This window comes from Pelagibacterium sp. (assembly GCF_035555455.1).
Classification (GTDB): Bacteria; Pseudomonadota; Alphaproteobacteria; order Rhizobiales; family Devosiaceae; genus Pelagibacterium.
In genome coordinates this window covers 207788-233694 of sequence record NZ_DATMGM010000066.1, presented here as the reverse complement: position 1 = coordinate 233694, position 25907 = coordinate 207788, and the positions used below count along the sequence as shown (strand labels likewise).

General features: G+C 62.6%; 23 protein-coding genes and 1 pseudogene. 7 read left to right on the top strand and 17 right to left on the bottom strand.

The genetic code is table 11. The annotated features are described in order from the left end of the window. The first annotated feature begins 88 nt into the window (after window positions 1-88). Complete coding sequence (gene purD / locus VNS12_RS14020; protein WP_325488462.1) at window positions 89-1348, top strand: phosphoribosylamine--glycine ligase; 1260 nt, start codon at window positions 89-91, stop codon at window positions 1346-1348. 77 nt (window positions 1349-1425) lie between these two features. Further along, complete coding sequence (locus VNS12_RS14015; protein ID WP_325488461.1) at window positions 1426-2289, top strand: patatin-like phospholipase family protein; 864 nt, start codon at window positions 1426-1428, stop codon at window positions 2287-2289. Here VNS12_RS14015 and VNS12_RS14010 read toward each other — a convergent pair. After that, window positions 2261-2710, bottom strand: coding sequence for a nucleoside deaminase (locus VNS12_RS14010; RefSeq protein WP_325488460.1), 450 nt, complete (start codon window positions 2708-2710; stop codon window positions 2261-2263). The two genes, VNS12_RS14015 and VNS12_RS14010, sit on opposite strands and share 29 nt — an antisense overlap. Window positions 2711-2782: 72 nt before the next feature. On the opposite strand from VNS12_RS14010, the gene mutL reads away from it, so the two are divergent. Next, window positions 2783-4597 carry a DNA mismatch repair endonuclease MutL gene (mutL, locus tag VNS12_RS14005; protein ID WP_325488459.1) on the top strand — a complete coding sequence of 605 codons (1815 nt, stop codon included), beginning with the start codon at window positions 2783-2785 and terminating at the stop codon, window positions 4595-4597. Window positions 4598-4600: 3 nt separating this feature from the next. Here mutL and rsmD read toward each other — a convergent pair whose 3' ends face one another. From rsmD to VNS12_RS13960, 9 genes are all read right to left on the bottom strand, one after another. Further along, on the bottom strand, window positions 4601-5158 hold the full coding sequence (gene rsmD / locus VNS12_RS14000) for a 16S rRNA (guanine(966)-N(2))-methyltransferase RsmD (protein ID WP_325488458.1): 558 nt from the start codon (window positions 5156-5158) through the stop codon (window positions 4601-4603). Between the two features lie 2 nt (window positions 5159-5160). Beyond that, window positions 5161-7032, bottom strand: coding sequence for a pseudouridine synthase (locus tag VNS12_RS13995; protein WP_325488457.1), 1872 nt, complete (start codon window positions 7030-7032; stop codon window positions 5161-5163). Between the two features lie 101 nt (window positions 7033-7133). After that, complete coding sequence (locus VNS12_RS13990; RefSeq protein WP_325488456.1) at window positions 7134-7745, bottom strand: hypothetical protein; 612 nt, start codon at window positions 7743-7745, stop codon at window positions 7134-7136. Between the two features lie 83 nt (window positions 7746-7828). Next, complete coding sequence (lspA, locus tag VNS12_RS13985) at window positions 7829-8320, bottom strand: signal peptidase II (RefSeq protein WP_325488455.1); 492 nt, start codon at window positions 8318-8320, stop codon at window positions 7829-7831. Then, window positions 8317-11358 carry an isoleucine--tRNA ligase gene (ileS, locus tag VNS12_RS13980; RefSeq protein WP_325488454.1) on the bottom strand — a complete coding sequence of 1014 codons (3042 nt, stop codon included), beginning with the start codon at window positions 11356-11358 and terminating at the stop codon, window positions 8317-8319. The genes lspA and ileS overlap by 4 nt, the downstream gene beginning before the upstream one ends. A 386-nt stretch (window positions 11359-11744) precedes the next feature. Then, window positions 11745-12728, bottom strand: coding sequence for a bifunctional riboflavin kinase/FAD synthetase (locus tag VNS12_RS13975; RefSeq protein ID WP_325488453.1), 984 nt, complete (start codon window positions 12726-12728; stop codon window positions 11745-11747). Window positions 12729-12796: 68 nt separating this feature from the next. Next, window positions 12797-13432: a class I SAM-dependent methyltransferase gene (locus VNS12_RS13970; RefSeq protein WP_325488452.1), complete on the bottom strand. Its 636-nt coding sequence runs from the start codon at window positions 13430-13432 to the stop codon at window positions 12797-12799. A gap of 31 nt (window positions 13433-13463) precedes the next feature. Further along, window positions 13464-14327 (bottom strand): TIGR01459 family HAD-type hydrolase, encoded by an 864-nt coding sequence (locus VNS12_RS13965; protein WP_325488451.1) that lies wholly within the window; start codon window positions 14325-14327, stop codon window positions 13464-13466. 14 nt (window positions 14328-14341) lie between these two features. After that, the gene (locus VNS12_RS13960; protein ID WP_325488450.1) at window positions 14342-15538 is read right to left on the bottom strand and encodes an EAL domain-containing protein; all 1197 of its coding nucleotides are present in this window, start codon (window positions 15536-15538) and stop codon (window positions 14342-14344) included. 176 nt (window positions 15539-15714) lie between these two features. Here VNS12_RS13960 and VNS12_RS13955 point away from each other — a divergent pair, with 176 nt between their 5' ends. Then, a complete protein-coding gene (locus tag VNS12_RS13955; protein WP_325488449.1) occupies window positions 15715-17124 on the top strand; it encodes a sigma-54 dependent transcriptional regulator in 1410 nt (469 codons plus the stop codon). 567 nt (window positions 17125-17691) lie between these two features. Here VNS12_RS13955 and VNS12_RS13950 read toward each other — a convergent pair. Beyond that, a pseudogene (locus VNS12_RS13950) lies at window positions 17692-17850 on the bottom strand (glyoxalase superfamily protein); the annotation flags it as partial. Between the two features lie 224 nt (window positions 17851-18074). Between VNS12_RS13950 and VNS12_RS13945 the strand changes: the two are divergent. After that, window positions 18075-18221 carry a helix-turn-helix domain-containing protein gene (locus VNS12_RS13945; protein ID WP_325488448.1) on the top strand — a complete coding sequence of 49 codons (147 nt, stop codon included), beginning with the start codon at window positions 18075-18077 and terminating at the stop codon, window positions 18219-18221. A 42-nt stretch (window positions 18222-18263) separates the two neighbouring features. Here the strand turns inward: VNS12_RS13945 and VNS12_RS13940 are convergent, their stop codons facing one another. From VNS12_RS13940 to VNS12_RS13920, 5 genes are all read right to left on the bottom strand, one after another. Further along, window positions 18264-18527: a DUF2798 domain-containing protein gene (locus tag VNS12_RS13940; RefSeq protein WP_325488447.1), complete on the bottom strand. Its 264-nt coding sequence runs from the start codon at window positions 18525-18527 to the stop codon at window positions 18264-18266. A gap of 274 nt (window positions 18528-18801) precedes the next feature. Then, the gene (locus VNS12_RS13935) at window positions 18802-19260 is read right to left on the bottom strand and encodes an SRPBCC family protein (protein ID WP_325488446.1); all 459 of its coding nucleotides are present in this window, start codon (window positions 19258-19260) and stop codon (window positions 18802-18804) included. 322 nt (window positions 19261-19582) lie between these two features. Beyond that, complete coding sequence (gene arr / locus VNS12_RS13930) at window positions 19583-20005, bottom strand: NAD(+)--rifampin ADP-ribosyltransferase (protein ID WP_325488445.1); 423 nt, start codon at window positions 20003-20005, stop codon at window positions 19583-19585. 16 nt (window positions 20006-20021) lie between these two features. After that, entirely contained in the window at window positions 20022-21554 is a 1533-nt protein-coding gene (locus tag VNS12_RS13925) for an ArnT family glycosyltransferase (protein WP_325488444.1), read from the bottom strand. Between the two features lie 120 nt (window positions 21555-21674). Continuing rightward, on the bottom strand, window positions 21675-22811 hold the full coding sequence (locus VNS12_RS13920; protein WP_325488443.1) for a glycosyltransferase family 2 protein: 1137 nt from the start codon (window positions 22809-22811) through the stop codon (window positions 21675-21677). 215 nt (window positions 22812-23026) lie between these two features. Here VNS12_RS13920 and VNS12_RS13915 point away from each other — a divergent pair, with 215 nt between their 5' ends. Both VNS12_RS13915 and groL read left to right on the top strand, forming a co-directional pair. Continuing rightward, window positions 23027-23317, top strand: coding sequence for a co-chaperone GroES (locus VNS12_RS13915; protein WP_325488442.1), 291 nt, complete (start codon window positions 23027-23029; stop codon window positions 23315-23317). A 42-nt stretch (window positions 23318-23359) separates the two neighbouring features. Further along, window positions 23360-25000 (top strand): chaperonin GroEL, encoded by a 1641-nt coding sequence (gene groL / locus VNS12_RS13910; RefSeq protein WP_325488441.1) that lies wholly within the window; start codon window positions 23360-23362, stop codon window positions 24998-25000. Window positions 25001-25109: 109 nt separating this feature from the next. On the opposite strand, the gene VNS12_RS13905 is transcribed toward groL, so the two are convergent. Beyond that, on the bottom strand, window positions 25110-25859 hold the full coding sequence (locus VNS12_RS13905) for a TSUP family transporter (RefSeq protein ID WP_325488440.1): 750 nt from the start codon (window positions 25857-25859) through the stop codon (window positions 25110-25112). Between the last annotated feature and the right edge of the window lie 48 nt (window positions 25860-25907).

Here is a 25907-nt window from a genome sequence, read left to right as displayed (position 1 = left end):
ACACGCGTCGCCGTCAAGGGTGGCCCGACGCGTTTGCGCATGATAGACGGGCGCACATCATGAAATCATCAGGGCGACGAGGACTTGCATGCGAGTATTGCTGATCGGATCAGGCGGACGCGAACATGCGCTGGCATGGAAGATCACGCAATCACCACGGCTTGAAAAACTGTTCGTCGCGCCCGGAAACGCGGGTACGCAAGCACTGGCCGAAAATGTCACCCTCGACGTTGCCGATCACCAGGCAGTCATCGAATTCTGCCGCGCCGAGCGCATCGATCTTGTCGTCGTCGGCCCGGAAATTCCGCTGGTCGCCGGCATCGCCGATGATCTGCGTGCCGCAGGGATCGCCGTATTCGGCCCCTCGCGCGAAGCGGCGCAACTTGAAGGCTCAAAAGCCTTCACCAAGGCGCTGTGTGACGAAATGAATATCCCGACGGCGGCCTATGGAAAATTCGATGCCCTTGAACCGGCGCTCGAATACGTCCGTACGACCGGTGCCCCGATCGTCATCAAGGCTGATGGTCTAGCGGCGGGAAAAGGGGTCACTGTGGCCGAAACCCTCGACGAGGCCGAAACCGCCCTGCGCGACTGTTTTGACGGGGCGTTCGGGGACGCGGGCGCGGAAGTGGTGATCGAGGAATGCCTCGTGGGCGAAGAGGCAAGCCTGTTTGCGATCTGTGATGGCACCCACACCATCCTTTTGCCCGCTGCACAGGATCACAAGCGTGTCTTTGATGGCGACAAAGGCCCCAATACTGGCGGCATGGGAGCCTATGCCCCTGCTCCGGTCATGACCCCCGACCTGATCGCCCGCGCCCATCGTGAAATCATCGTTCCGGCGATCGAAGGCATGGCGAGGCGCGGCACGCCGTTTTCCGGCGTGCTGTTCACCGGTTTGATGGTGACGGCGGATGGCCCGAAACTCATCGAATTCAACACGCGCTTCGGCGATCCCGAGTGTCAGGTCCTGATGATGCTTCTGGACAGCGATCTTCTTGATATTCTCGACGCCACAGCCCGAGGCACGCTCCGAAACGTGACACCGAAATGGAAAGTCGCGATGGCGCTGACTGTTGTTGTGGCCGCCAACGGATATCCAGGGGCGTATGAGAAAAACACGGTCATCGCCAATGCGGAGAACCTCGATAGCGATACGGTGCGGGTCTTTCATGCCGGAACGGTTCGCCGCGACGGGCAACTGCTTGCCAATGGCGGGCGTGTGCTCAATGTGACCGCCATCGGCGACACCGTCGAGGAAGCGCGACAGCGCGCCTACGCGGCGGTGGATGCCATCGATTGGCCGGAAGGCTTTTGCCGTCGCGACATCGGCTGGCGGGCACTTTAACCCAGCCAGCGCTCAATGCCTTCTCAACCACCACCGGCTAGACTACCTTTGCAGGTCGAACCGGAGGACGAGATATCGTGGGGACGGTCAGTGATCCACGCATTGGCGTAGCTTTGGGTGGCGGCGCGGCGCGCGGGCTGGCCCATATTCCGTTCATCGAGGCGATGGATGAGCTTGGGCTCACGCCGCATCGCATTGCCGGCACCTCGATCGGCGCCTTGATCGGCTCGGGTTGGGCCGCCGGGCTCAAGGGCGCGGAAATCCGTGAATTGGCCTACGAGATGCTGGGCACCATGAACGGGCTGTTCGGGCGACTGTTCTCCACCCAGATGCGCTCGATGTCCAAGATTTTTCGCGAAGGCATTTCCATCCAGCTCGACCCGGTGCAAGTGGTCGATACCTTCACGCCGAGCGGCATGCCGGACATGTTTGAAGGGCTGCGCATTCCCTTTACCTGCGTCGCCACCGATTTCCGGTCCTGGCATCAGGTGGCGTTCCATCAAGGCCCCCTCAAGATCGCCGTCGCCGGGTCACTCGCGGTGCCGAGCCTTTATCGCCCGGTGCGCCACCATCGGACCGTTCTTGTGGATGGCGGTGTGGTCAACCCTCTGCCCCTCGATCACGCTTCAGTCGATTGCGATTTGCTCGTTGGCATCGACGTCAATGGCGATCCGCATGCCTGGCCGGACGGCTATATCCCGACCATGCTCGATATCGGGTTCGGTTCAGCCCAGATCATGATGCATCAGTTGATCGCTTATATGATCACCGCCTATCCGCCCGACCTCTACTTCCGTCCCCACAATCTCAATGTCGGCTCGCATGAGTATTGGCGGGTGCGGGAAATCATCGAGGCTGGAGAAGCGGAAAAGGACAGGTTCAAGCGCGAACTAACCGCCCGGATAGAAGGCTTCATCGCCGGCCAGCGAAAAAGTTCCTGAGCATCTTCGTAGCCCGCCCGGCTGAAACGCCGCCGATCACCTCGGGTGCGTGGTGGCACGTCGGCTGGTCGAAAAACCGCACGCCATTGTCGACTGCGCCGCCCTTGGGGTCTTCCGCCGCGTAATAAACGCGGCGCAGGCGGGCATGGGCAATCGCCCCCGCGCACATGGTACAAGGCTCCAGCGTCACATAAAGATCGCAGTCCGAGAGCCGCCCGCTGCCATCGGCCTCCAGCGCCGCCCGGATAGCGTTCATCTCGGCGTGGGACGTGGGATCGCCGGTTTCGCGCATTCGGTTGCGCCCGGAGGCCAGCACAGTGCCATTGCGCACGATCACCGCCCCCACCGGAACTTCTCCGCTAAGGGCGGCCTCCTCGGCCAGTCGGAAGGCGATTTCCATGGGGGTATCGAGCGTCGTCATCGTGTGCGGCTCATATCAGCTTTGGCGGTCCGTGTCCGCCTCGTTAGAATGGGGACAAAGGAGAATCACTTTATGGCCATCCGCCAACTTCCCGATGACCTCGTCAACAAGATCGCCGCCGGTGAAGTGGTCGAACGCCCGGCGAGCGTGGTCAAGGAACTTGTCGAAAATGCCCTCGACGCTGGTGCCACCCGCATCGCGGTGACCACAGCGGCGGGCGGCAAAAGCCTGATCCGCATTGAAGATGATGGGCACGGCATGAATGCCGAAGATCTGGCGCTTTCGGTCGAGCGGCATGCCACGTCCAAGCTTGCCGACGATGGGCTCGACGATATCCGTACCCTTGGATTTCGCGGCGAGGCATTGGCGTCCATCGGATCGGTCTCCGACCTCTCCATCGTTTCCCGGCCCGCCGGAGCGGAAACCGGTCTGAAAATATCCCTCAAGCGCGGCGTGAGGACCGGACCGGAGTTCTACCCCACCAATAAGGGGACGATCGTCGAAGTCCGCAACCTGTTTGCCGACATCCCGGCGCGGCTGAAGTTTCTCAAATCCGATCGCGCGGAAACCGGGGCTATCACCGACGTGATCCGACGGCTGGCCATGGCCCATCGCGGGGTTCACTTCGTGCTATCGGGAAGCGATCGCCAGCCGATCAACTGGCCGGCGCAGAGTGGGGAGAATGCCGTCAACGCGCGCCTCGCGCAAATTATCGGCCCCGATTTTCCCGAAAATGCGCAGCAAATGGCCTTTTCACGTGGCGGGATCGTCGTTAGCGGTCTGGCCGGGCTTCCCACCTATTCGCGGGCCAATTCGCTCAACCAGTTCTATTTCGTCAACGGACGCTCCGTGCGCGACAAGGTGCTGATGGGCGCGGTCCGGGCCGCCTATGCAGACTTCCTGCATCGTGACCGTTTCCCCGTCCTCGCGCTGTTCATCGCCATCGATCCGGGCGAAGTGGATGTGAACGTGCACCCCACAAAGGCCGAGTTGCGGTTTCGCGATCCCGGCGCGGTACGCGGCACAGTCATCCGCGCCATCGGCGAAGCGCTGGCGGCGGCCGGGTTCAAGGCCTCGTCCAGCGTTGCCGACGCGGCGCTATCGAGCTTCCGCGCCCCACACATGGCGCCCGAAACACCCCATTATGGGATGGCCGATGCAGCACCTGCCACTTACACCCCCGCTGCTGCGCCGTCCTTTGGCCAGCAACCCGGCTTTCCCGCCGGTTTGGCGGCAGAGATCCGCCGGTTCGATGCGCCCAGCGCGCGTTTCGAGGAGACGAGCCAACCCTTTGGCCAGACGGAGGATTTCCCGCTCGGCGTGGCGCGGGCGCAGGTGTTTGAAAACTATATCGTTGCGCAGAATGGCGATTCTCTGGTGCTGATCGACCAGCACGCCGCCCATGAACGCCTTGTGTATGAGAAGTTTCGCACCCAGCTCAAATCCGGCCCCGTGCCGGGGCAGAGGCACCTCATCCCAGTGGTGATCGACCTGCCGGAGGAGGATTGCAGTCGGCTGGAAGACTCCGCCCCGGTGCTTGAAAAACTTGGCCTCTATCTTGAACGGTTCGGGCCGGGTGCCGTGTCGGTCAACGAGACCCCGGCGCTGTTGGGACAGGTCGAGGTCGACACCCTGATCCGTGATCTGGCGGACGGGCTGGCCGAATGGGACAGCGTTGCCGTGCTCGAAGAACGGCTCGATGCCATCATCGCGCGGATGGCGTGCCACGGCTCGGTCCGGTCGGGGCGAAGGCTAAGGGGAGATGAGATGAATGCCCTTTTGCGCGACATGGAAGCGACGCCCCATTCCGGGCAATGCATTCATGGCCGCCCGACCTATATCGAGCTCAAGAAAGGTGATCTCGAACGGCTGTTCGGGCGGCGCTGAGGTCTATTCGGGAGCAACCATAAAGGTGATGGCGCTGTCGGCATATTCGCGCCGGTCAACCACTTCCACCCCTTCGGGTGGCGTAATTTCCGCGCTCTTGCGTTCTTCGAGCACGATGAGGGCACCGGGTGCAATCCACCCGCCCTGCAAGCCACTGGCAATCGCCCGCTCCCCCAGTCCCTGATCATAGGGCGGATCAACGAACACCAGATCGGCTGGCCGCACCCGCTCGATGGGGCCGAGATCGGTCGCATCCCGCTTCATCAGTTTGGTCTGGCCGCCGACGCCAAAACTCTCGATATGGCCGCGGATCAGTCCGCGCGCCTCCACATCCGTTTCAACAAAGATGCAATGCGCCGCACCCCGTGAAAGCGCCTCAAGGCCTAGCGCTCCCGTGCCCGCGAAAAGATCGAGCACGTAGAGGCCGGAAAAATCGGTGCCAATGCGGCTGCCGATGCTGGAAAACACCGCTTCCCTGATCCTATCGGCGGTTGGTCGGATATGGTCGGACCTGGGCGCTTCCAATTGCTTGCCGCGGAATTTTCCCGCCACAATGCGCATGCCTATTCGTCCCTGGGCCGGCGCGGAGGACGGGGCCGATCAGGACGCGGACCATTGCGAGGACCATCATCGCGGCGCGGCCGGTTGGCAAAAGGCTTGTCGCCATCCCGGCGGGGACCCTTGAACGCAGGTTTATCACCATCGCGACGCGGGCCTTTAAACGCGGGCCTGTCGCCATCGCGACGAGGCGGACGATCGCCAAACGGCCGGTCGCCGTCCCGGCGGGGACCCTTGAAGGCGGGCTTATCACCATCGCGGCGCGGCTGACGATCACCGAACGGCCTGTCCCCATCCCGGCGGGGGCCCTTGAAGGCGGGCTTATCACCATCGCGGCGCGGACCCTTGAACGCAGGCCGATCGTCGTCCCGACGTTGCGGACGGTCGCCGAACGGCCGGTCGCCACGGGGCGGGCCACTGCGTCGTGCCATCGGGCGGTCATCATCGCGGCGTGGGCCACGGCCCTCACCCTCTGAGCGATTAAAGCGCGGGCGTCCGCCCTCGCCTTCGGGCCGGTTGAACCGCTGGGGCCGTCCTCCATCCCCATCGGGACGGTTGAACCTTTGGGGACGCCCACCGTCGCCGTCGCGCGGACGCGGGGCGCGGAACGGCCGATCACCATCCTCAGGACGAGTGAAACGAGCGGGACGATCGCCGCGGTCATCCCGGCGGGGACCACTGCCAAATGGCCTGTCAGAGGGCTTGCGCGGACGGTCCGAGAACGGCCGGTCGTCCTTGTCGAAACGCCCCCTGCCCTCGCCACCACGCTGGGGCCGATCATCGAACCGGCGCGGTTCAGCACGGTCAGAGCGTTCCCTGAACGGGCGATCACCCTCGGGCCGTTTGCCCTTGAACCCATCGCGACCGGGTCTGTCGCCAAATCGTGGTTCATCGCGCCTACCCGGTTTTCCGGACGGCACAAATGTCTGCGCAGGGCGTCCATCGTCAAAATGCACAGTGCGCGGCTCGGCTTCGCGCCGTTCGGGGCGCTTGAATTCCGGGCGCTTGCGCAGGCCGCCAAAGCGGTCGCGCTCCGTGGGCCGACTTTCGGGCTGCTCTGGGCTGCGGCGACGCGGTTGGCCGGGCTGGCCGACATCATCGGTTGCGGGATCAAAATCGGCGCCAGCCGCTTCAGCAAGCCGCTTGCCAAGCTGGTCCTGGAGGATTCGGGTCTTGACCTTTTCCACCGATCCGGTCGGCAGATCGCCAAGCTGGAAGGGACCATAGGACAATCGGATCAGGCGGTTAACGTCCAGGCCAAGAGCACCCAGAACGTTTCTCACCTCGCGGTTCTTGCCCTCGCGCAGGCCGACGGTGAGCCAGACATTGGACCCGGTGGCACTGTCGAGCACCGCTTCGATCGGACCATATTCGATGCCGGCCACGGTGATGCCGTTGCTCAACTCATCGAGTTGTTCCTGAGTCACCGAACCGAATGCACGGACACGATAACGCCGCACCCAGCCGGTGGCGGGCAGTTCCAGAGTGCGCTTCAGCCCGCCATCATTGGTGAGCAGCAGCAACCCTTCGGTGTTGAAATCGAGCCGTCCAATGGACAGCATACGCGGCAGGCCAAGCTTTTCGAACTCGGAGAACACCGTGGGCCGGCCTTCGGGATCGCGCTCGGTGACCATCAGCCCGGCGGGCTTATGGTAGAGCCAGAGCTGCGTCGGCTGGCGACGCGCGATGGACTTGCCGTCGACAGCGATCGCATCGCTTTCGATGACGTTGAAGGCCGGTGTCATGACAGGGCTGCCATTGACGGAAATGCGGCCTGCGGTGATCCATGCTTCGGCTTCTCGGCGCGAACAGACGCCCGCGCGGGCGATGACCTTGGCGAGGCGTTCGCCGCTCGGGGATTGGGGCTTATCGCTCATCTGGAGCGGACTTTCTTTTCTAGAGACTTGAAAATACGTATGAAACCAAGACGAGGCCAATCGGCCTCGCCTTTATCATCCGACCTGTCGGACAGTCTGAATTAACGGGCGGCAAGCGCCGCGCGGACGTCGGCCGGGCATTTTGGATCGGTCGGCGCGACCAGTTCACCGTTTGCTGCAAGGCAGATCAATTGCTGGCCGCCGACCGTCTGGAAATACTCTTCCGGCGGCAAATAGATATTGCGCTGGCCAATACCCTGCGCGTTGCGATAGGCGCCCATGCGCGCCGCAAGCTGCCGGGCTTCGGCGTCGGTCAATGGACGGCCCGTGACCGATCCGGACCCGATGACCCGCCCGGAACGCAGGGCTTCGAGGTCAGCGGTTGTGAGACCGGCGGTGTCGATGACTACGGAATCGGAGTCTTCGGGGATCACTGCCGACGACTGGCCCGGCGGCGGTGGGGTGGTGCCGGAGGCGGGGACGACCAGTGGGCTGCGTTCACCGGCGACCATCGCCTTTTCCTCGCGCGGCACAAGACCGACGCCCTGAAGCGTGCTGCGCATCACTTCACGCTCAAAAGTCAACGGATCGACAAGGGCGTTGGTGCCTTCCACAGTCGTGCACGCCGCCAGCACCACAGACGCTGCTGCGGCCATAAAGGTCAGGCGCAACAGATGCTTAGCACTGTCGTAACTCGTTAGAACCTTACGCATCGGCGCCTCAAAACCCTGATCGTTCCATTCTATTGTGGCGGGTTATATCCTATCGCAGGGCCTAAGGCCAGAATTTGACCGATTTAGGATTTGGGATTTGTCGCGGGTCGGGGACGCAGGACATCGGCGACCAGAAGCAGCACGCCGGCGCTGATGGCGATGTCGGCGATGTTGAAGACGTAAAACGACCAAGTGCCTGAATAGAAATGGAAAAAATCGGCGACAGCGCCATAGACCACCCGATCTATGGCGTTGGAGATGGCGCCGCCCATGGCCAGCGCGATGCCGATGCGGGTGAGAAGCGAGGTCTCCTTCACCCACCACCAGCCCAGCGCCACCATGGCTAAGCCCATGATAAGCAACAACATTTCCGGCGTCACCCCGGACATCAGGCCGTAGGAAATGCCGGTGTTCCAGACCAGCACATAATCAAAGAACGGCGTCACCGGAATGTGCTCACCGCCCATCCATCCGGCCACATCGACCTGAAGATATTTGTGCAACCGATCGAGAATCAGGACGTCCGCCCCGAGAATAAGGCTCCAAAGGACGGACGGATCTTTGAGCCATTTCATGCACTTAACCCGGCAGCTGCCCGTTCGCGCATGGCTTGCGCATCGCGGGGGGAGAGGTCGGGATACTCGGGGTCCGAGCCCACATCCTGGGACACGATCCATGAGCGAGCGCAGCGTTTTCCCTCGGCCCGGGCGAAGGCGACAGCGACGCCCGGCACGTCATCCAGGGTGAAATGTTCGGAAGAAAATGCATGGACTTGCGTGATAATCGAAGACGTAATGCACAGTTCTGCGAGATCGTGGTTGGCTACCGCTTCGGCCAGTGCCGGATCGGTGATCGCAACGATTGGCGCGGCCTCCAGAGACGAGCCGATGACCTTGTTCTTGCGCTCGATTTCGAGCGCCCCGGTCACCACCCGACGCACGGCGCGGATCTTCGCCCAACGGTCGGCCAGAGCATCGTCGCGCCACTGTGCGGGAAGCTCCGGGAAGGTCCGGGCATGGACGCTCGACGTCGCGCCCGGGTGCCGCTCCAGCCAGACCTCTTCCATGGTGAACACCAGAACCGGGGCGAGCCAGGCGGTGAGGCACGAATAGAGCTGGTCGAGAACCGTGAGAGCGGCCTTGCGCCGTGTCGAGGAGATCGGGTCGCAATAGAGCGCATCCTTGCGGATGTCGAAATAGAACGCCGACAGCTCCAGGTTCATGAAATTGGCGATCAGATTGACCACGCGCTTGTAGTCATAGGCGCGATAGCCGGCCCGGACCTCGCCATCGAGCACGGCGAGGCGGTGCAGGATGAACTTTTCCAGATCGGGCATATCGGCATAGGCGACTTCATCCTCGTCGCGGTAATGGGCAAGGTTGCCCAGAAGCCAGCGGAAGGAGTTGCGCATCTTGCGATACATCTCGACAGTATTGGCAAGGATTTCATCGCCGATGCGGTGATCCTCGGCATAGTCGATGGTCGCGGCCCACAGGCGCAGGATATCAGCGCCGAACTTCTTGATGATGTCCTGCGGGGCGATGGTGTTGCCCAGCGACTTGCTCATCTTGAAACCGTTCTTGTCCATGGTGAACCCATGGGTGAGAACCGACTCATAGGGCGCAAAGCCGTTGGTGGCGCAGCTTTCGAGCAGCGAGGAGTGGAACCAGCCGCGATGTTGATCCGAGCCTTCGAGATACATCGAGGCCGGGAACTTCAGATCGGGCCACTTTTCCTTGTTGCGCAGAACGAAGGCGTGGGTTGAGCCGGAATCGAACCACACGTCGAGAATGTCGGTAACCTGGGTCCAGGCATCGGGATCGGCCACATCGGTTCCGAGGAACCGAGCCTTGGCCCCCTCGGCGAACCACGCATCAGCCCCCTCGGTTGCGAACGCTTCGACAATGCGGGCATTGACGGCGTCGTTCTTGAGGATGTCGCCGGTGTCGGCATTGATGAACACGGTGATCGGCACACCCCAGGCGCGCTGGCGCGACAGCACCCAATCGGGGCGATCGGCGATCATCGCGCGCAGGCGGTTCTGCCCGGCGGGGGGCACGAATTTGGTCACGTCGATGGCGGCAAGGGCACGGGTGCGCAGGGTGTCTGCGCCCCCCTCATCCGCCCTTCGGGCACCTTCTCCCACCAGGGGAGAAGGGGTTTCCGTGGCAGGCGTTGCGTTCAGAGTTTTGCCCTCAAGGTCCTTGTCCATATAGACGAACCATTGGGGGGTGTTGCGGAAGATGATCGGCTTTTTCGAGCGCCAGGAGTGGGGATACTGGTGCTTGAGCCGACCGCGAGCGAACAGCTTGTCGGCGGCGATCAGTTCCTTGATGACGCGATTGTTGGCGTCGCCCTTCTTGCCCTTGTCGTCGATGACGCGGGCGGGTCCACCTTCGGCATCGGGACCAAAGCCGGGAGCGGCTGCGGTGTAAAACCCGGCATCGTCGACGATGAAGGGGATGGACGGATCAATACCGCGCGCTTCAAGCGCACGGGCGTTGTCCTGCCATGCCTCAAAGTCGTCAGCACCATGGCCGGGGGCGGTGTGTACGAACCCGGTGCCTGCATCGTCGGTGACGTGATCGCCATCGATGAGCGGCACCAGAAACTCGTAGCCACCACCAAGCCCGCGCAAGGGATGGTGGAGGGTCATGGAGCGCAAATCATCGGCTGTCACATCAACGAGACGCTTCAAGGTCAACTTGGCTTTCTGCGCACTGTCCTCGGCCAGCGTATCGGCAAAGATCAGCTTTTCGCCCGGCTGGGGGCCGAAATCGTTCTCGACGGTTTCGACTTCATAAAGGCCGTAATCGACGCGCGAGGACCAGGCGACGGCGCGGTTGCCGGGGATTGTCCACGGTGTGGTGGTCCAGATGACGACAAAGGCATCGGAATGGCTGCCTTCGGCCACCGGGAACTTCACCCAGATCGCGTCGGACTCGTAATCCTGATATTCGATCTCAGCCTCGGCCAACGCGGTGCGTTCGACCACCGACCACATGACGGGCTTTGACCCGCGATACAGCTGACCGGACCCGGCCACCTTCATCAGTTCCGAAGCGATGGTGGCTTCGGCGTCGTAGCTCATGGTCAGATAGGGGTTGGCCCAATCGCCCATCACGCCCAGGCGCTTGAATTCCTCGCGCTGCACATCGACCCAATGCTCGGCAAAGGTGCGGCATTCGGCGCGGAATTCGTTGATCGGCACCTCGTCCTTATTGCGGCCCTTGGCGCGATACTGCTCCTCGATCTTCCACTCAATGGGCAGGCCATGACAGTCCCAACCCGGCACATAGGCCGAATTGTAGCCCAGCATCTGCATGGAGCGCGAAACCAGGTCTTTGAGGGTCTTGTTGAGCGCGTGACCGATATGAATATTGCCGTTGGCGTAGGGAGGGCCATCGTGAAGCGTGAACTTCTCCCGATCCTTGCTCTGTTCGCGCAGGACCTTGTAGAGGTCCATGTCTTCCCAGCGCTTGAGCCATTCCGGCTCGCGCTGGGGAAGGCCCGCGCGCATGGGAAAATCGGTCTGCGGCAGGAAAAGGGTGGCGGAATAGTCGCGCCCGGCCTTGTCGTCTTTAGGCGTCGCGCCCGCTTGCGTGTCGGTCATAAGAACTCGCGATAAATCTTCAGTCGGACTGATGTTCAGCCGCTTTTAGCAGCGGCGGGGAAGGATTGCCAATGGGTTTGGGGACGGTGCCGTGTTTCGACCCGGACAATGCCCGAGTTAGCCTTCTCCCCTCGTGGGAGAAGGGAGCTTTTGGCAACGTTGCTCAGCCTTGCGGCTGCGCATCGGCAAAGCCGATGCGGCACCCCTCATCCGACCGCTTCGCGGCCACCTTCTCCCTCAAGGGGAGAAGGGGAGCGGCAGCGCTTCGGCAGACATCCCCCTTGAGGAAGAGGGGGTGTGCACTCGTAGCTGCCAGTCACCAACGTTGTCATCCCGGGTCTTGAGCCGGGATGACAACGGGGGATGGGCGCGGATTTCCCTATTGGCTAGGAAACAAAGCCCAGGGCAGCATCAAGCTCGGAGAGCGGGGCCGCCTGGGCGGTGATAATTCGCGCGGTTTCGGCGTCGCGTGTCATCTGCGCGATCAAGGGATCGAGGCCGTCAAAGGTCATCTGGCCACGGATGAAATCGAGCAGCGCGATCTCGATGGTCTGGCCGTACAGATCGCGGGAGAGATCGAAGATGAAGGTTTCAAACGGCGGGTGGGTGTTGTCGAACATCGGCTTTCCATAGGCCGAAACGCCGGAAAACACCTCATCGCCGATCTTCACTTTTGCGGCATAGACGCCCTGGGCGAGGCCAAAGGTTTCGGGCACGGCCATGTTGGCGGTGGGGAAACCCAGAAGGCGGCCACGCTTGTCGCCCTCAATCACCGTGCCGGAGAAAAAGTGCCGGTAGCCCAGCAACTGGTTGGCGACGAGGACATCGCCAGCGGCCAGCGCGTCGCGCACCCGGGACGACGAAACCGGGATTTCGCCATCATCGAGCATGGTGCAAACTTCGACCGCGAAACCCAGCTCGGCGCCTTGCGCCACAAGGAAATCGGGGGTGCCTGCCCTGCCCTTGCCGAAATGGAAATCGGCACCGACCACCACGCCCGAGACGTCCAGCGCCTCGACCAGATAGCGCCGAACGAACTCGCCCGCTTCAACGGACGCCAGATCGCGGGAAAATTCGATGATGGCAATGGCATCGAAGCCGAAGGCCTTGGCGAGGCGCGCCTTGGCATCGGCATAGGTGAGCCGGTGCAGAAACGGCTTTGGCGCAAACACGTCGCGCGGGTGCGGCTCGAAGGTCAGCATCAGTGCCGGGACGCCCTTTTGGGCGGCGAGCGCCTGAGCGGCAGCGAAAACCTGCTGATGCCCCCGATGGCAGCCATCGAAATTGCCGATGGCGATCACAGCGCCTCGCAATGCGGAGGGAACGGTGGATAGACCGTCGAGACGGGCAAAGGAAGAACCGGCGGTCATGGGCACCAGGGTGAGGCCGTTGGAGAATTGGGCGAAAACTGCCTTTTTGTTGCGCCAAATGCAAGCGTTCAGACAGGCAATTTGTATTGGCACACGCTGGCGGGGTGCAAGGCGCCAGTGGCAGGCTCGCCGAAATCGGCAAGAGGATAGCGCGCGAGGGGCGTCAGGCGGTTGTGCGGCAGGTGGGCGCGACCGATATCGCCAACATACACCGTGCGGCCCGCGCCAACGCAGCGATCGAGATAGGCCGTGACGCGGCGGGCAAGATCGGCGGCGTAGAACAGGTCGCCGACCAGGATGATTTCTGCTTCCTGCGGCGGGCCATCAAGGGGATCGCCAGCCTGGGCGACGATGGGGACGTCGTTGAGGGAGGCGTTGAGCGTCACGGCGGCGATGGCAACGGGATCGGGGTCGCAGGCGGTGACCGGTTTGGCCCCGGCCAGAGCAGCCGCGATGGCGACCAGCCCCGAACCGGTGCCAAGGTCGAGGACGGTTTTTCCGGAGACGAGTTCGGGGTGGGCATGGAGATGGTGGGCCAGCGCCAGCCCGCCGGGCCAGGGCCACGCCCAATAAGGCGGCGTGCCCCCCTCGGCCAAGCGCCAGACGCCGCTTTCCGGCACGGCGGTGTGCAGCCGGATGTGCGGGAGGCCCAGAACGGCGCGCACCGGCAGATTGGCAGCGATGAACGTGGCGAGGTCGGGCATTGTGGGGGTTCCCGGTACCGGGACGCCGACTTTACCAGACCAGCCTTGGCATGAAGCCCACCATGTTGGCGCGGGAGACCGAGACCAGATCGGACACGCGTTTGGCGGGCGGATTGTTGAAGGCATCGAGTTCGGCGGCGTGGATCGAGCCGGTGATGAACAGCAGGTCCACCCCGAACTGGGCGGCGCCCACAGCATCGGTGCGGACCGAATCACCGATGGCGAGGATTTCGCTGTGGTCAAAGCGGCGGCCACCGGCTTCATGGAGCACCGATTTGCTCAACGCGTAAATCGGGTTGTAGGGCTTGCCCGCCATCATCACGCGGCCCCCGATGTCTTCATAGGCATCGGCCAGCGCGCCGCCGCAATAGACGATGCGGTCGCCTTCCTCCACAACCTTGTCGGGGTTGGCGCAGATCAGCGGCAGGTCGCGGGAGCGCCAGATGGCCATGCGGTCGGTATAATCGGCGGGGGTGTCGTTGTCGGTATCGAGATCGGAAACCACCACTGCCGTCGCCTCGGCGTCGGAGCCGAAGGTGAGGTCGAGCCCGTCAAACAGCACATCGTCAACAAGGGGACCCACGCGGGCCACGGTGCGACCGCGCCAGTTTTCCAGCAATTCGCGCGTGGCATCGCCCGAGGTGACCAGGCCGTCATAGGCCTCGCGCGGCACGCCCATGGCGTCGAGTTGCTCGAAGATCGGCGGCGCGGGACGCGGAGCGTTGGTGATCAGCACCACCCGCCCGCCCGCCTCGCGATAGCGCACCAGAGCTTCGACGGCGCTCCAATGGGGCTCGATGCCGTTATGGACGACGCCCCACACATCCGAGAGGATCGCGGGGTAGGATTGGGCAAGGGCAGCAAGGCCCGGGGTCGGGCCGGTGGGGACGGGCATAACGCCTCCTTATGTCAGCGCGTGGCGGCGCGGCGCAGATCATCGTCGCCATCGTCACGCAAATCGGCGCGCAGGGGAGCGGTGGCGCCAAGAACGGGGCCCTGCGCGATCCGCACGCCATCATCGAGCAGCGCCAGAATCTCGCTTTCGGCTTCGAGCCCGGTGACAACGAGATTGACGCCGAAGCGCTTGATATAGTCGTTGATGTCGGAGGAATGAAAGTCGGTCAGCGCTTCGGGGGTGCGCAGGAAGGTGCGGGCACTGGTGGTGATGGTGCGCACACCCTTGTCGGCCAGCGCGGCAAAATCGAGGCGCAGGGTGGTGGCATTGCGCAGCGCCAGAGTGATTCCGTGCTGCACCAGACTGGCCAGCGCATCGGTCTCCGGGCGCGAGAGCGCGGCCCAGTCGCGATACTCAAGCGCAAAGGCGATATCGGTGTTGACGGCACGATTGGCGGCCAGAAGGGTCAAAAGCTGGTCGAGCGAAGGCCGGTCGTCGAGCGTTGCGACCGAAAGGCCGAGGAACAGCCGCACGGGTTCGCCCGCCAGCCGGGCCCGGCGCGCGATGCGGATGGCCTCATGGGCACCCAGCAGATCGATGCGGCGCAGGATCACGCGCCCTTCGGCGGTTGCGACCGGCATGAATTCGGGCGGATCGGCGAGCCGCCCGTCCAGTTCGAGGCGGGCAATCAGCTCATAAGCATGGACCTTGCGCTGGGGCAGGGTCAGCACCGGGCGGGCGTGGTGCACCAGCCGGCCCTCATCGAGGGCCCGGCGCACATGCTCCAGCGCGATGGCGGGCGGCTGCGGCACGGTTGGCTCGTCGCCGGTGTCTGGGATCGGTGGCGCAAGGGCGGCCTGAGCCGTTTCCAAATCCGAGACGGCCTGGGCCACCTGACGCACCACAGTGCCCAGAACGCTCATATCGGCCTCGACCACATCAAGGCGCGGCCCGGCTTCGAGATCGGCGAGCGCATTGACCCTTTTGGAGAGCACCTGCCCGGCCCGCGCATCGGTGGCGAGGAGGCGCCCCATCTCCTCAACCCCGGTTTCGAGCCGGCGGAAGGCGCGGCGGCGGGCGGCGCGTTCCTCGATCAATACCCCGCCCAGCACAACGACAAGCGCCAGCAGCCCGGCTTCGATGGGGGTGAAGCCGAGCGCAAAATAGGCGGCAGCGCCCAGAGCGGCCCCGCACACACCGATAAAAATCAAGATCAGTCCCTGCACCCGGCTCTCGCCCCCAAGGAGGGAATCAAATTTTAGCGTCTCAGCAGGTGTACCATTTGCTGCTGTTGCAAAAAAGCTTCGTGCCAACCGTTTGTTTACCCTAACGGATTGATACTGCTCCTCAAGCCAACGCCCGCAATCTGGCAAGGAGAAACGGCCCGATGCGTGATGGACCTCCATCGGACGCAGATGTGAAACTGTTGCTGATCGACAGCGCGCCGGATCGGGCGCGCACGACGATGGCCACCATTTTCGGCCACTGGGGCAAGGCAATCTCGCTTGTCCATTGCACCAGCTTCCGGCAGGCGCTCGACAGCCTGCGGAACACCAGTTTCGATGTGATCCTTGCGGAAACCGGCAGCATCGACGGCCCGACCAGCGATGGCGAGGCGGCCTTTGCCAGCCTTGCCGCATCGGCCGATGGAGCGCTGATCGTCGCCCTTGCCGATGGGGGCTCGGTGTCGCTGGCGGTTGCTGCCATGCGGGCCGGAGCGCACGATTATCTGGCCCTGCCGATTTCCGGCCCGGTGCTGGCGGCACGACTGGGCGAACTCGGGCAGCGCCACGGCAAGGCCCGCGCCATCGTCTGCGAAACGCCAAAAACCCTCCCTGATTTCGAGGGTTTTGTGGGCACAACCCCACAGATGCAGGCGATCTACGACCAGATTCTGCGCATTGCGCCGTCGGCGGCCCCGGTGTTCATCACCGGCGAAAGCGGCACCGGCAAGGAAGTGTCCGCGGCGGCGCTGCACAAGCGCTCGCCCCGCGCCGACAAGCCGTTCATCGCCATCAATGCCGGGGCGATCCCGCGCGAATTGATGGAAGCCGAAGTGTTCGGCGCGATCCGGGGCGCCTACACGGGCGCGCATGAGGACCGCAAGGGCGCCATCGAGATGGCGGACAAAGGCACGCTGTTTCTCGATGAAATCGGCGAGATGGACCTGGCGCTGCAAGCCAAACTGCTCCGCTTTTTGCAAACCGGCACCATCACGCGGGTGGGCGAGTCCGTGGCGCGTGCGGTGGATGTGCGGGTGATCTGCGCCACCAACCGCAACCCCATGCAGCTGGTGAGCGAGCGCAAATTCCGTGAAGACCTGTTCTATCGCCTGCATGTGCTACCGATTCACCTGCCGCCGCTGCGGCAGCGGCCCGGCGATATCATGCCGCTGGCGCAAAGCTTCCTGACCGAGTTTGCGCGCGAGGAAAGCAAGAGATTTTCCGGCTTTGCCCCCGATGTCGCCGACCTGTTCGTGGCGCGCGAATGGCCGGGCAATGTCCGCCAGCTCCAGAATCTCGTTCGCCGCATCGTCGTGATGTTCGATGGCGGGCTGGTCTCGGCGCAGATGGCCTTTGCCGCCGATTATGAATCGCGCAACGCCTATGTCGCGGCGCGCCCGGCAGCAGGCATCCCGACCTCGATAGAGCCGATGTGGCGGCAGGAACAGCGCATCATCGAAGACGCCCTCGACGCCTTCGGCGGCAACATCGCCCGGGCAGCAGCAGCGCTGGAAATCAGCCCCTCGACCATCTATCGCAAGAAACTGGGCTGGGAGCGGGCCGGGGCGGCGTAGCCCCTGCCCTTTTTGCCTTGCGTCCTAATTTACAGGAGGTTGTCCGAAGTCGAGATTGGTGGGGCGCGGAAGAACCGGCCCCTTGTTACGGTTAGTCGGTACGCTGCCATCGACTTCGTTCAGACTGAACTGACGAGACCAGCATTTGCCCGTTCCTTTCAGAAAGAACCCATAGTGCAGGCTCAGGGCGTCTTCGGGTATATCAAAAACCACTGACCGCTCACTCCAGCCTTGCGTTCCGACAAGTGGTCCATCGGGTCTCTGCAATTCGAGGTTATCGAACAAGAGCGTTCCCTTGGCACCATCTACACGGAACCAGATTGTGGCTCCGGTTCCGGCGTCTTGCGTGCGCAGCTCACCGGCAAGGCGCATGCGCTTGTTCCTGAACGGCTCGGCATCCACACTCTGCATTACAGTGCAGAAATCATCCCCATGAATCTCGCGTTGAAGGTCCTGCCTGGCTGCGATGAGGACGCCAGCACCATCATGATCCATTCGGGTGTCGTATAGTTGCGGGCTTTTTCCAGCTTTGAACCAGCCATCCGGGAGCAATCCATCGCCGGACTTTGCCCGTTCGATTCTGACACTGAGCATGTTCCAATTGGCAAAACCGAACTGCCGGGAGACAAGTTCGAGGCTATCGCTGTGCGTAAGTGTGACGCTTCGGTCGGCGAGAGCCTGCCGCAGCAGCTTCGCCATAAGTTTTGCATCCATAAAGCTATGCATCGGTTCGATCCTTCTCACGGGCAGAAGAAAACGATCAGTGCTCGCATTGCTGACGGCCTGCCCAGGAGTTGCGGGTCAAACCACCGAATTGGTGCATTCACCCCTCCCTTGACGGGTGCGAGCGGCTGGCTGCACAGGCCAAAAGCAACGCTACGGCTTCAGAGACGATTGTCAATCGTTTGCTGGACAGTTTCCGGGGCTTCGGCGCAGCAGAGCGGGGGCCGATGACTGGCTCTGCCGGTTACTGGATCCCGGATCAAGTCCGGGATGACGGTGGGGGCAACATCGCCCGGGCAGCAGCGGCGCTGGAAATCAGCCCTTCGACGATCTACCGCAAGAAACTGGGCTGGGAGCGGGCCGGGGCGGCGTAGGGTCGCCTGCAGACGACTCCAGCCCCGCCCCCACAAAACGGCTCACTCCTGGTGAGGCGGAGCAATCTTGAACGCGATCTTGAAGGCAATCGGGTTGATGACGCGAGTACAGATGAAGGCAATGGGCCAGACTATGATGAAGGTTTGCAGCCAGCGCGACCAGAATTCCAAGCCAAAATTGAGGAATCCGAGCGTACCGGACATGGCCAGAGCCATCATGAAGGTCATGATAATCTGAAAAACGAAGGTGGTCTTTTTAGGCAAAGCGGTCTCCGTGGCACGCAGGCTGACGGACACCACGTCCACGCCAGCACCATCCAAGCAAAAATGCGATTGGTGCCGATGGGACGCAGAGCGACGAGTACCACAGCAAAAGCTATGGCGCCGGGATACCAACCGGCCACCTCTTATCGGCTCGGAATACATAGCCGCGCTACGCCTGAGGTTCAACAGGCTGACTGGAATGTCTGCCATGCGAAGACTTGACTTCTCATAGAACGCCATTGCCATCATGCTATGTTTCGCGGTCACTTCCACGGGAAAGAGCGGCGCAAGGGGCCGTGGATTGTGAGCTGCCAATCTACTTATAAAACCCGTCGCGCAGATTGATGCCGTGCTCGATCCACACGCGCAGGGCGCAGAGCATGCCGGTCCAGCCTTCGCAGTTGCCGTAGGATGCCTTGAGGCCAGCTTCGGTCTCGTGGAAGCCAGCCTCGTGGATGCGCACCAGGGTGCGGCCATCGTTGAGCGCCTCGAACGTGATGGTCACCGTGGTCTGATAGGGTTCGGCTCCATCCGCGTCCGGCGCAGCGTCCCAACGCAGCACGATCTTTGTGTCGGGCGCGCTTTCAACCACATGCACAGGGAATGCGCCGGGAAAATCGTGGAAATCCCAGGTCACCGTGGCCCCGGTTTCAAGCCGCCCTTTGGCGCCACCGGTGGTGAAATATTTTGATAGCATGGCCGGATCGGCCACCGCTTCGAACACATCGTGCACGGACCGGGCGATGCGGCCACTGACCGTGAATTCATAGGGCATGGGGTTATCCTTCCATCAGCCCGTTCACCTCACGCCGCAAAATACCATAACGACAGGACCCGCAGCAATGAACGGGCGGAGCTCCTCTCCTCTTCGTCGCAGCGCGCGAGACGATTGCTCGCTCTGCCGGTTACTGGATCCCGGATCACGTCCGGGATGACTGTTGGGGAAAGGGGTGAGCGTGGCGCTCCGCTAACAGCGCCGACAATCATTTGGGGCAGCCTCGGCTTTTCATAGCCACCGCCGTCATCCCGGGCCCAGACCCGGAATCCAGTATGCTCGGGTTGCGGTTGGGCGGGCTGAGGGATGCGCGTTGCAGGTATCAGTTTATGATTTCGCCGCGCTCATCCGAGAGCAGCGCGGTCAAGCGCTCGCGCCACGATTGCAGTGCCTCCGGCGTCAATCTGGTCCAATCGGTGATTTCGCCGATGATCCTGAGCGGTGCGCTGCTGCGGTATGAGCGCGTGGGATTGCCGGGAAATTTCTTGTCGGTCACGTTCGGATCGTTCTCGAATGTGCCGGTCGGCTCTACGACATAAACCCGCGGGGTCGCGCTGCCTTTGGTGAGTTCCGCCGCGATTTCGGCGGCAAGTCCGGCACCGTCCACAAGGGCGGTGAAGTAGATGTGGTTCATGAGCACTTCGGGGCGATAGTTCGATTGATATCCGGCGGTGAGGAGATCACCCACCTGCAAATCGGCGACCGTGCCGTGGAAGAAGGGTCCCGCGTCCAGTGCATCGGTCATAGTCGTGGTCCTCGTTTTATTGGCCTGCGAACCCCTGTGCATAAAACACCTGAATGCCGTCCAGTTCCACGTGGCCCGCGCGTGAGATGGTCAGGGTTTCCAGATGCTCGATGCTCTCGAAGCTGTCGGCATAGGCGCTCAGGATGCGATCGGGGTTGGCGGTCTGGGCCACCAGATAAGCGTTCCAGCCCCGATGCGTTTCAGGATCGAAATTGTAGTGCAGGTTGCGCGGATCGGACCCAAAGCAGGCAAACGGCAAACGGCCTGCGACCTGGGTGTCGATATAGCCGCAGTCGATCCAGTTGGTGCCGGCGATGAAGAGGTTGTTTTCAGCAAAGGCATTGCGGGCGGCAAGGTCGTCGCCGAGTTCAGTCCAGGGCAGTTGCAGGGCGGTGGGGTCTTCCCACTCGCCGGGGAACACGGCGCGCGCCCAGCCGGTGGCGGCGTGGGAGACCAGCAGCGTGAGGATGGCCAGCGTTGCAATCGCCGAGCCATAGAGCCAGATGCGAATGGCCTTGCCATCGCGGTTGGCGGCCCAGGCCCCCATCAGCATGAACAGCATCAGGTATCCCGGCGCCTGCCAGTGGAAGTGGAACTGTGTATCGCTCCAGAGCGCAACGAGGGTGAAAAAGATCACCGGCGGCCAACCGATATAGGCGAACAGCGCAGCGGCGCCCGGCGTGGCCCCAGAGGGAAACTGACCGCGCGGACCGGCGGCGAGCGCCCTGCCCCCGATATAGAGCGCCGGAATGGCCAGCCAGGGCACCATATAGAGCAGCTGGCCCCAGATCATGCGGATGAACCCTTCCCAGCGCAGGCCGGATTCCGCAAGCGCCCGGCCACCCTGGAAGCCGAAGGAGGCCCAATCGTTCTGGGCGTTCCAGATGATTACGGGGGAGAAGATCACCAGCGCGATCAGCAGCGCCAGCCAGGGCGCGCGATGGGTGAGCCAGCGGCGCTGGGTGGAGTTGGCGACGATGAACAGACCCGTTCCGGCGACGAGGAAAACCGCGTGGTACTTGGAGAGGAAGGTGAGGCCCAGAAACACACCGGCCAGCGCCCACCAGCGATAGGGGTGGCGCGCGCCGTCGCCGAAGAAGATTTCAAGCAGCACTCGGACGGTGGCCAGCCAGAACAGCAGCATGGGCGCATCGGGCTGGGTCCACGAGCCGACCGAGAGCGAAAGCAGCACGCAGGCATTGACGATCAACGCCGCGTAAAAGCCACCCAGCGGGGTGTGGATGCGGCGGGTGATATCGAACACCAGCCAGGTCGAGACGGAAAACATCACGACGAAGGGCAGGCGGATGACCAGAAGGCTGTCCGACCCGGTGAGTTTGAGCGTGGCCCAGATGGTCCACAGCGACAGCGGCGGCTGGTCGAAATAGGAAAGATGGAACTGACGCGCCGAGGCCAGATAATAGGCCTCCCCGGTGCCCCAGCCGACCACCGCCGCACCAATGAGGCGCAGGACGAAGGTGGCGGCGATGAGGATGAGAGTCGCCTGCAGGGGGGTGAAGGGGCCGATGCGGGATCGGTCAGAAGACATCGCAGACTCCGTTTGGTATGGCGCGCGCTGCGCACCCCTCATCCGACCTTTCGCTTTGCGAAAGCCCACCTTCTCCCTCACGGGGAGAAGGGAAGCCCCTGGCAAGCGTTGGGAACCGCGTCACCGCCATGTGAACATGCGGGTGACCGCGTAGTTGAAGACGACGCTCATCACCACGCCGGCGATACCGGCGATAAGGAAATTGGCGAGGTGAGCTTCGAACAGCACGCTGGCGACCGAGATATTGGCGATCGCGCCGAAGCTGCACACGACGTAAAAGCTTAAAAGGCCGGTCCAGAATTTGACCCCGCGCAGCTTCTTGTCGGCGTAGGTCAACTCGTTGTTGAGAATGTAGTTGGTGGTCATGGCCACCAGCGTCGCGACGATCTGGCTGTTGGCGAAGTTGAAATCGAGGGCCTCGAAAGCGAAGGTGAGGACCACGAGATGGACGAGCACCCCAGACGCGCCGACAAGCGCGAACAGCAGGAAGCTGGTGGGCAGCAGGCCGCGTGAAATCTGGGACACGATCAGGCCAAGGAACTGGGCGACGACCAGTGCGCTCATCTTGCTTTCGCCCGCGTGGCGGGGGCGGAAATCATAGGGCACTTCGGCGATGGCCAGCTTGCGGCCCAACTGGCGGTTGCCGGTGGCGATGATGTCGAGCAGAATCTTGAAGCCTTCGCGCGATAGCGAGGGCACGATCTCATTGAACAGCGAACGCCGCATGAGGAAAAAGCCGCTCATGGGATCGGACAGCGCCTTGCCGGTGAGAATGCCCGAGAGCTGGGTGGCGAGGGTCGAGCCCATCTGACGGCTGGCGGTGAAGCCGGATTGGGAACTGCCCTCCCCGGAATAGCGCGTCCCGACCACCACATCGGCGCCTGCTTGTGCCTTTTCGAGCATTTTGGGCAGGATGGCTTCGTCGTGCTGGTGATCGGCATCGATGACAGCGACAAATTCGGCGGAAGACGACGCCATGCCCTCGATGCAGGCCGAGGACAGCCCGCGCCGCCCGATGCGATGGATGCAGCGGACGTGGGGCTTGTGAACGGCGAGGGTCTTGGCGAGTTCGGCGGTGCCATCGGGGCTGTTGTCATCGACGATGATGACTTCGAACGCGATCCCGGCCAGCGCGGCTTCGAGCTTGTCGACAAGCGGCGCGATGTTGTCGCGCTCGTTGAAGGTCGGAACGATGACGGACAGGACCGGTGCGGTCCAGGTCGCGGTGTCGATCTCGGAGGCAGGGGCGGTATTCATGGCAGTGTTATCAGTCTCCGAAGCTCTGGCACGTCCGGCTGGTGCCGCCTCGCATAGCAAGCCCGGCGGGGGGATGCAAAATTATTTGCCGAGCGCGCGCTTGACTCACATTGCCGCTGTTCCTATCTCGTCAGGCGTGCTGCTGGCACTCTCACCTAGTGAGTGCTAACAGCGGAGAAAATTGCATCTCAACATTACGTTCCAAAGGAGCGACCATGAGCTTCCGTCCCCTGCATGACCGTGTTGTGGTCCGGCGCGTCGACAGCGAGGAAAAGACTGCTGGCGGCATCATCATCCCCGACACTGCCAAGGAAAAGCCCTCTGAAGGCGTGATCGTCTCGGTTGGCCCCGGCGCCCGCGATGACAGCGGCAAGATCACTGCTCTGGACGTCAAGGCTGGCGACCGCGTGCTGTTTGGCAAGTGGAGCGGCACCGAAGTCAAGATCGACGGCGAAGACGTCCTGATCATGAAAGAGTCCGACATCATGGGCGTGATCGAGGGTTAATCCCTCTCCGCCTCCTTTCCCAATTTTTCGGAGTAAACTTACATGTCCGCTAAGGAAGTAAAGTTTTCGACTGACGCCCGCGACAAGATGCTGCGCGGCGTCAACATCCTGGCCAACGCCGTCAAGGTAACCCTCGGCCCCAAGGGTCGCAACGTGGTCATCGACAAGAGCTTTGGCGCTCCGCGCATCACCAAGGACGGTGTGTCGGTTGCCAAGGAAATCGAACTTGAAGACAAGTTCGAAAACATGGGCGCCCAGATGGTGCGCGCCGTGGCCTCCAAGACCAACGACATCGCCGGTGACGGCACCACCACTGCGACCGTGCTCGCTCAGTCCATCGTTGTCGAAGGCGTCAAGGCTGTCGCCGCCGGCATGAACCCGATGGACCTCAAGCGCGGTATCGATCTCGCCGTGACCGAGATCGTCTCCAACCTCGCCTCCAAGGCCGTCAAGATCACCTCTTCGGGTGAAGTCGCCCAGGTCGGCACCATTTCCGCAAACGGCGAAAAAGAAATCGGTGAAATGATTTCCGACGCCATGCAGAAGGTCGGCAATGAAGGCGTGATTACCGTCGAGGAAGCCAAGACCGCTGAAACCGAACTCGATGTCGTCGAAGGCATGCAGTTCGACCGCGGCTACCTCTCGCCGTACTTCGTGACCAACACCGAAAAGATGGTCGCAGCGCTCGACGATCCGTTCATCCTGCTGCACGAAAAGAAGCTCTCGAACCTGCAGGCTCTCCTGCCGGTCCTCGAAGCCGTTGTGCAGAGCCAGCGTCCGCTGCTGATCATTGCTGAAGACGTGGAAGGCGAAGCCCTCGCAACCCTCGTCGTCAACCGTCTGCGCGGTGGCCTCAAGGTCGCTGCCGTCAAGGCACCGGGCTTCGGCGATCGCCGCAAGGCCATGCTCGAAGACATCGCCATCCTCACCGGTGGCCAGGTGATCTCGGAAGACCTTGGCATCAAGCTTGAGAACGTGTCGCTCGACATGCTGGGCACTGCCAAGCGCGTCGAAATCTCCAAGGAAAACACCACCATCGTCGATGGTGCCGGCTCCAAGGACGACATCGAAGGCCGCGTGAACCAGATCAAGGCGCAGATCGAAGAAACCACTTCGGACTACGACCGCGAGAAGCTCCAGGAGCGCCTGGCCAAGCTCGCTGGCGGTGTTGCCGTGATCAAGGTCGGCGGTTCGACCGAAATCGAAGTCAAGGAGCGCAAGGATCGCGTCGATGACGCGCTCAACGCAACCCGCGCTGCCGTCGAAGAAGGCATCGTTCCGGGTGGTGGCGTCGCGCTGCTGCGCGCTTCGGCCGCCCTCAGCGTCACCGGTGCAAACCGTGACCAGGACGCCGGTATCGCCATCGTCAAGCGCGCTCTGCAGGAGCCGGTCCGTCAGATCGCCAACAATGCGGGCGACGAAGGCTCGATCGTTGTGGGCAAGATCCTCGACGAAGCTTCCGACACTTTTGGCTATGACGCCCAGACCGGCGAATATGGCGACATGATCAAGATGGGCATTATCGACCCGGTCAAGGTCGTGCGCACCGCCCTTCAGGACGCTGCCTCGGTTGCCGGCCTTCTGGTCACCACCGAAGCCATGATCGCAGAACTGCCCAAGGACGAAGCACCGGCAATGCCCGGCGGCGGCGGAATGGGCGGCATGGGTGATATGGGCTTCTAAGGTCCCAAAAAGCTCAGACCTCTCCAGGTCTCGAACGGAAGGGCGGTTCTTCGGAGCCGCCCTTTTCGTTTTTGGGGCTTGCTGTAAACGCAGGCGTTTCAGCGGCGCTTTATGGGAAGAACAGCAGCTTGATGGCGAGGGTGACGGAGACCACGATCACCAGCGGACGGATGATGCGAGCACCAAAGCGGATGCCAGTGACGGCGCCCAGATAGCCGCCGAAAATCTGGCCCACTGCCATCACGGCTGCCACCATCCACACCACCTCGCCCGAAAAGATGAAAAAGATCAGCGCGGCAAGGTTGGATACCAGATTGAGAATCTTGGTATTGGCTGAGGCACGGGCGGCGGACAGACCGAACAGCGCCACGAACACCAGCAGCAGGAACGAGCCTGTGCCGGGCCCGAAGACCCCATCGTAAAACCCCAGCAGAAAGCCGAACACCGGCAACCATTGTTTCCAACCAAGGCGCGGGCTGCCGTCGATATCGCGGATCGAGGGCGAAAAGCTGAAATACAGCGCGACCGCGATAACCGCCACCGGCACGGCGATATCGAGCGCCGAGGTATCGATGCGGGTGAGCAGCACGGCGCCCAGCAGCGACCCGATGGCGGCGGCGATGATCGCGGGCACCAGCGAGCGCAGCGAAACATAGCCTTTGCGCCAATAGGTCCACGCGGCCATGGTGGTGCCGACAACCGACTGGGCCTTGTTTGTGGCCAGAGCGCCGACCGGCGGCAGGCCAGCGGCCAGCAGTGCAGGGATGGTGATCAGCCCGCCTCCCCCGGCCACGGCATCGACGAAACCGGCAACGACACCGACGCCTCCCAGAAGAACCAGAACCCACAGATCAAGCACGCGCTGCTCCCCGCCCGTTTCCAGAGCCCGGAACCATCCGGGCCCGCG

Coding starts and splice junctions, on each gene's coding strand:
- rsmD (WP_325488458.1), bottom strand. CDS start 5,158: ATGCGCATTGTGGCGGGAAAATTCCGCGGCAAGCAATTGGAAGCGCCC.
- VNS12_RS13920 (WP_325488443.1), bottom strand. CDS start 22,811: ATGAATACCGCCCCTGCCTCCGAGATCGACACCGCGACCTGGACCGCA.
- VNS12_RS13995 (WP_325488457.1), bottom strand. CDS start 7,032: ATGAGCGATAAGCCCCAATCCCCGAGCGGCGAACGCCTCGCCAAGGTC.
- arr (WP_325488445.1), bottom strand. CDS start 20,005: ATGACCGATGCACTGGACGCGGGACCCTTCTTCCACGGCACGGTCGCC.
- VNS12_RS13915 (WP_325488442.1), top strand. CDS start 23,027: ATGAGCTTCCGTCCCCTGCATGACCGTGTTGTGGTCCGGCGCGTCGAC.
- VNS12_RS13955 (WP_325488449.1), top strand. CDS start 15,715: ATGCGTGATGGACCTCCATCGGACGCAGATGTGAAACTGTTGCTGATC.
- VNS12_RS13945 (WP_325488448.1), top strand. CDS start 18,075: ATGACTGGCTCTGCCGGTTACTGGATCCCGGATCAAGTCCGGGATGAC.
- VNS12_RS13925 (WP_325488444.1), bottom strand. CDS start 21,554: ATGTCTTCTGACCGATCCCGCATCGGCCCCTTCACCCCCCTGCAGGCG.
- lspA (WP_325488455.1), bottom strand. CDS start 8,320: ATGAAATGGCTCAAAGATCCGTCCGTCCTTTGGAGCCTTATTCTCGGG.
- VNS12_RS13990 (WP_325488456.1), bottom strand. CDS start 7,745: ATGCGTAAGGTTCTAACGAGTTACGACAGTGCTAAGCATCTGTTGCGC.
- VNS12_RS13975 (WP_325488453.1), bottom strand. CDS start 12,728: ATGACCGCCGGTTCTTCCTTTGCCCGTCTCGACGGTCTATCCACCGTT.
- purD (WP_325488462.1), top strand. CDS start 89: ATGCGAGTATTGCTGATCGGATCAGGCGGACGCGAACATGCGCTGGCA.
- ileS (WP_325488454.1), bottom strand. CDS start 11,358: ATGACCGACACGCAAGCGGGCGCGACGCCTAAAGACGACAAGGCCGGG.
- VNS12_RS13935 (WP_325488446.1), bottom strand. CDS start 19,260: ATGCCCTATGAATTCACGGTCAGTGGCCGCATCGCCCGGTCCGTGCAC.
- VNS12_RS13965 (WP_325488451.1), bottom strand. CDS start 14,327: ATGCCCGTCCCCACCGGCCCGACCCCGGGCCTTGCTGCCCTTGCCCAA.
- VNS12_RS13970 (WP_325488452.1), bottom strand. CDS start 13,432: ATGCCCGACCTCGCCACGTTCATCGCTGCCAATCTGCCGGTGCGCGCC.
- VNS12_RS14010 (WP_325488460.1), bottom strand. CDS start 2,710: ATGACGACGCTCGATACCCCCATGGAAATCGCCTTCCGACTGGCCGAG.
- mutL (WP_325488459.1), top strand. CDS start 2,783: ATGGCCATCCGCCAACTTCCCGATGACCTCGTCAACAAGATCGCCGCC.
- groL (WP_325488441.1), top strand. CDS start 23,360: ATGTCCGCTAAGGAAGTAAAGTTTTCGACTGACGCCCGCGACAAGATG.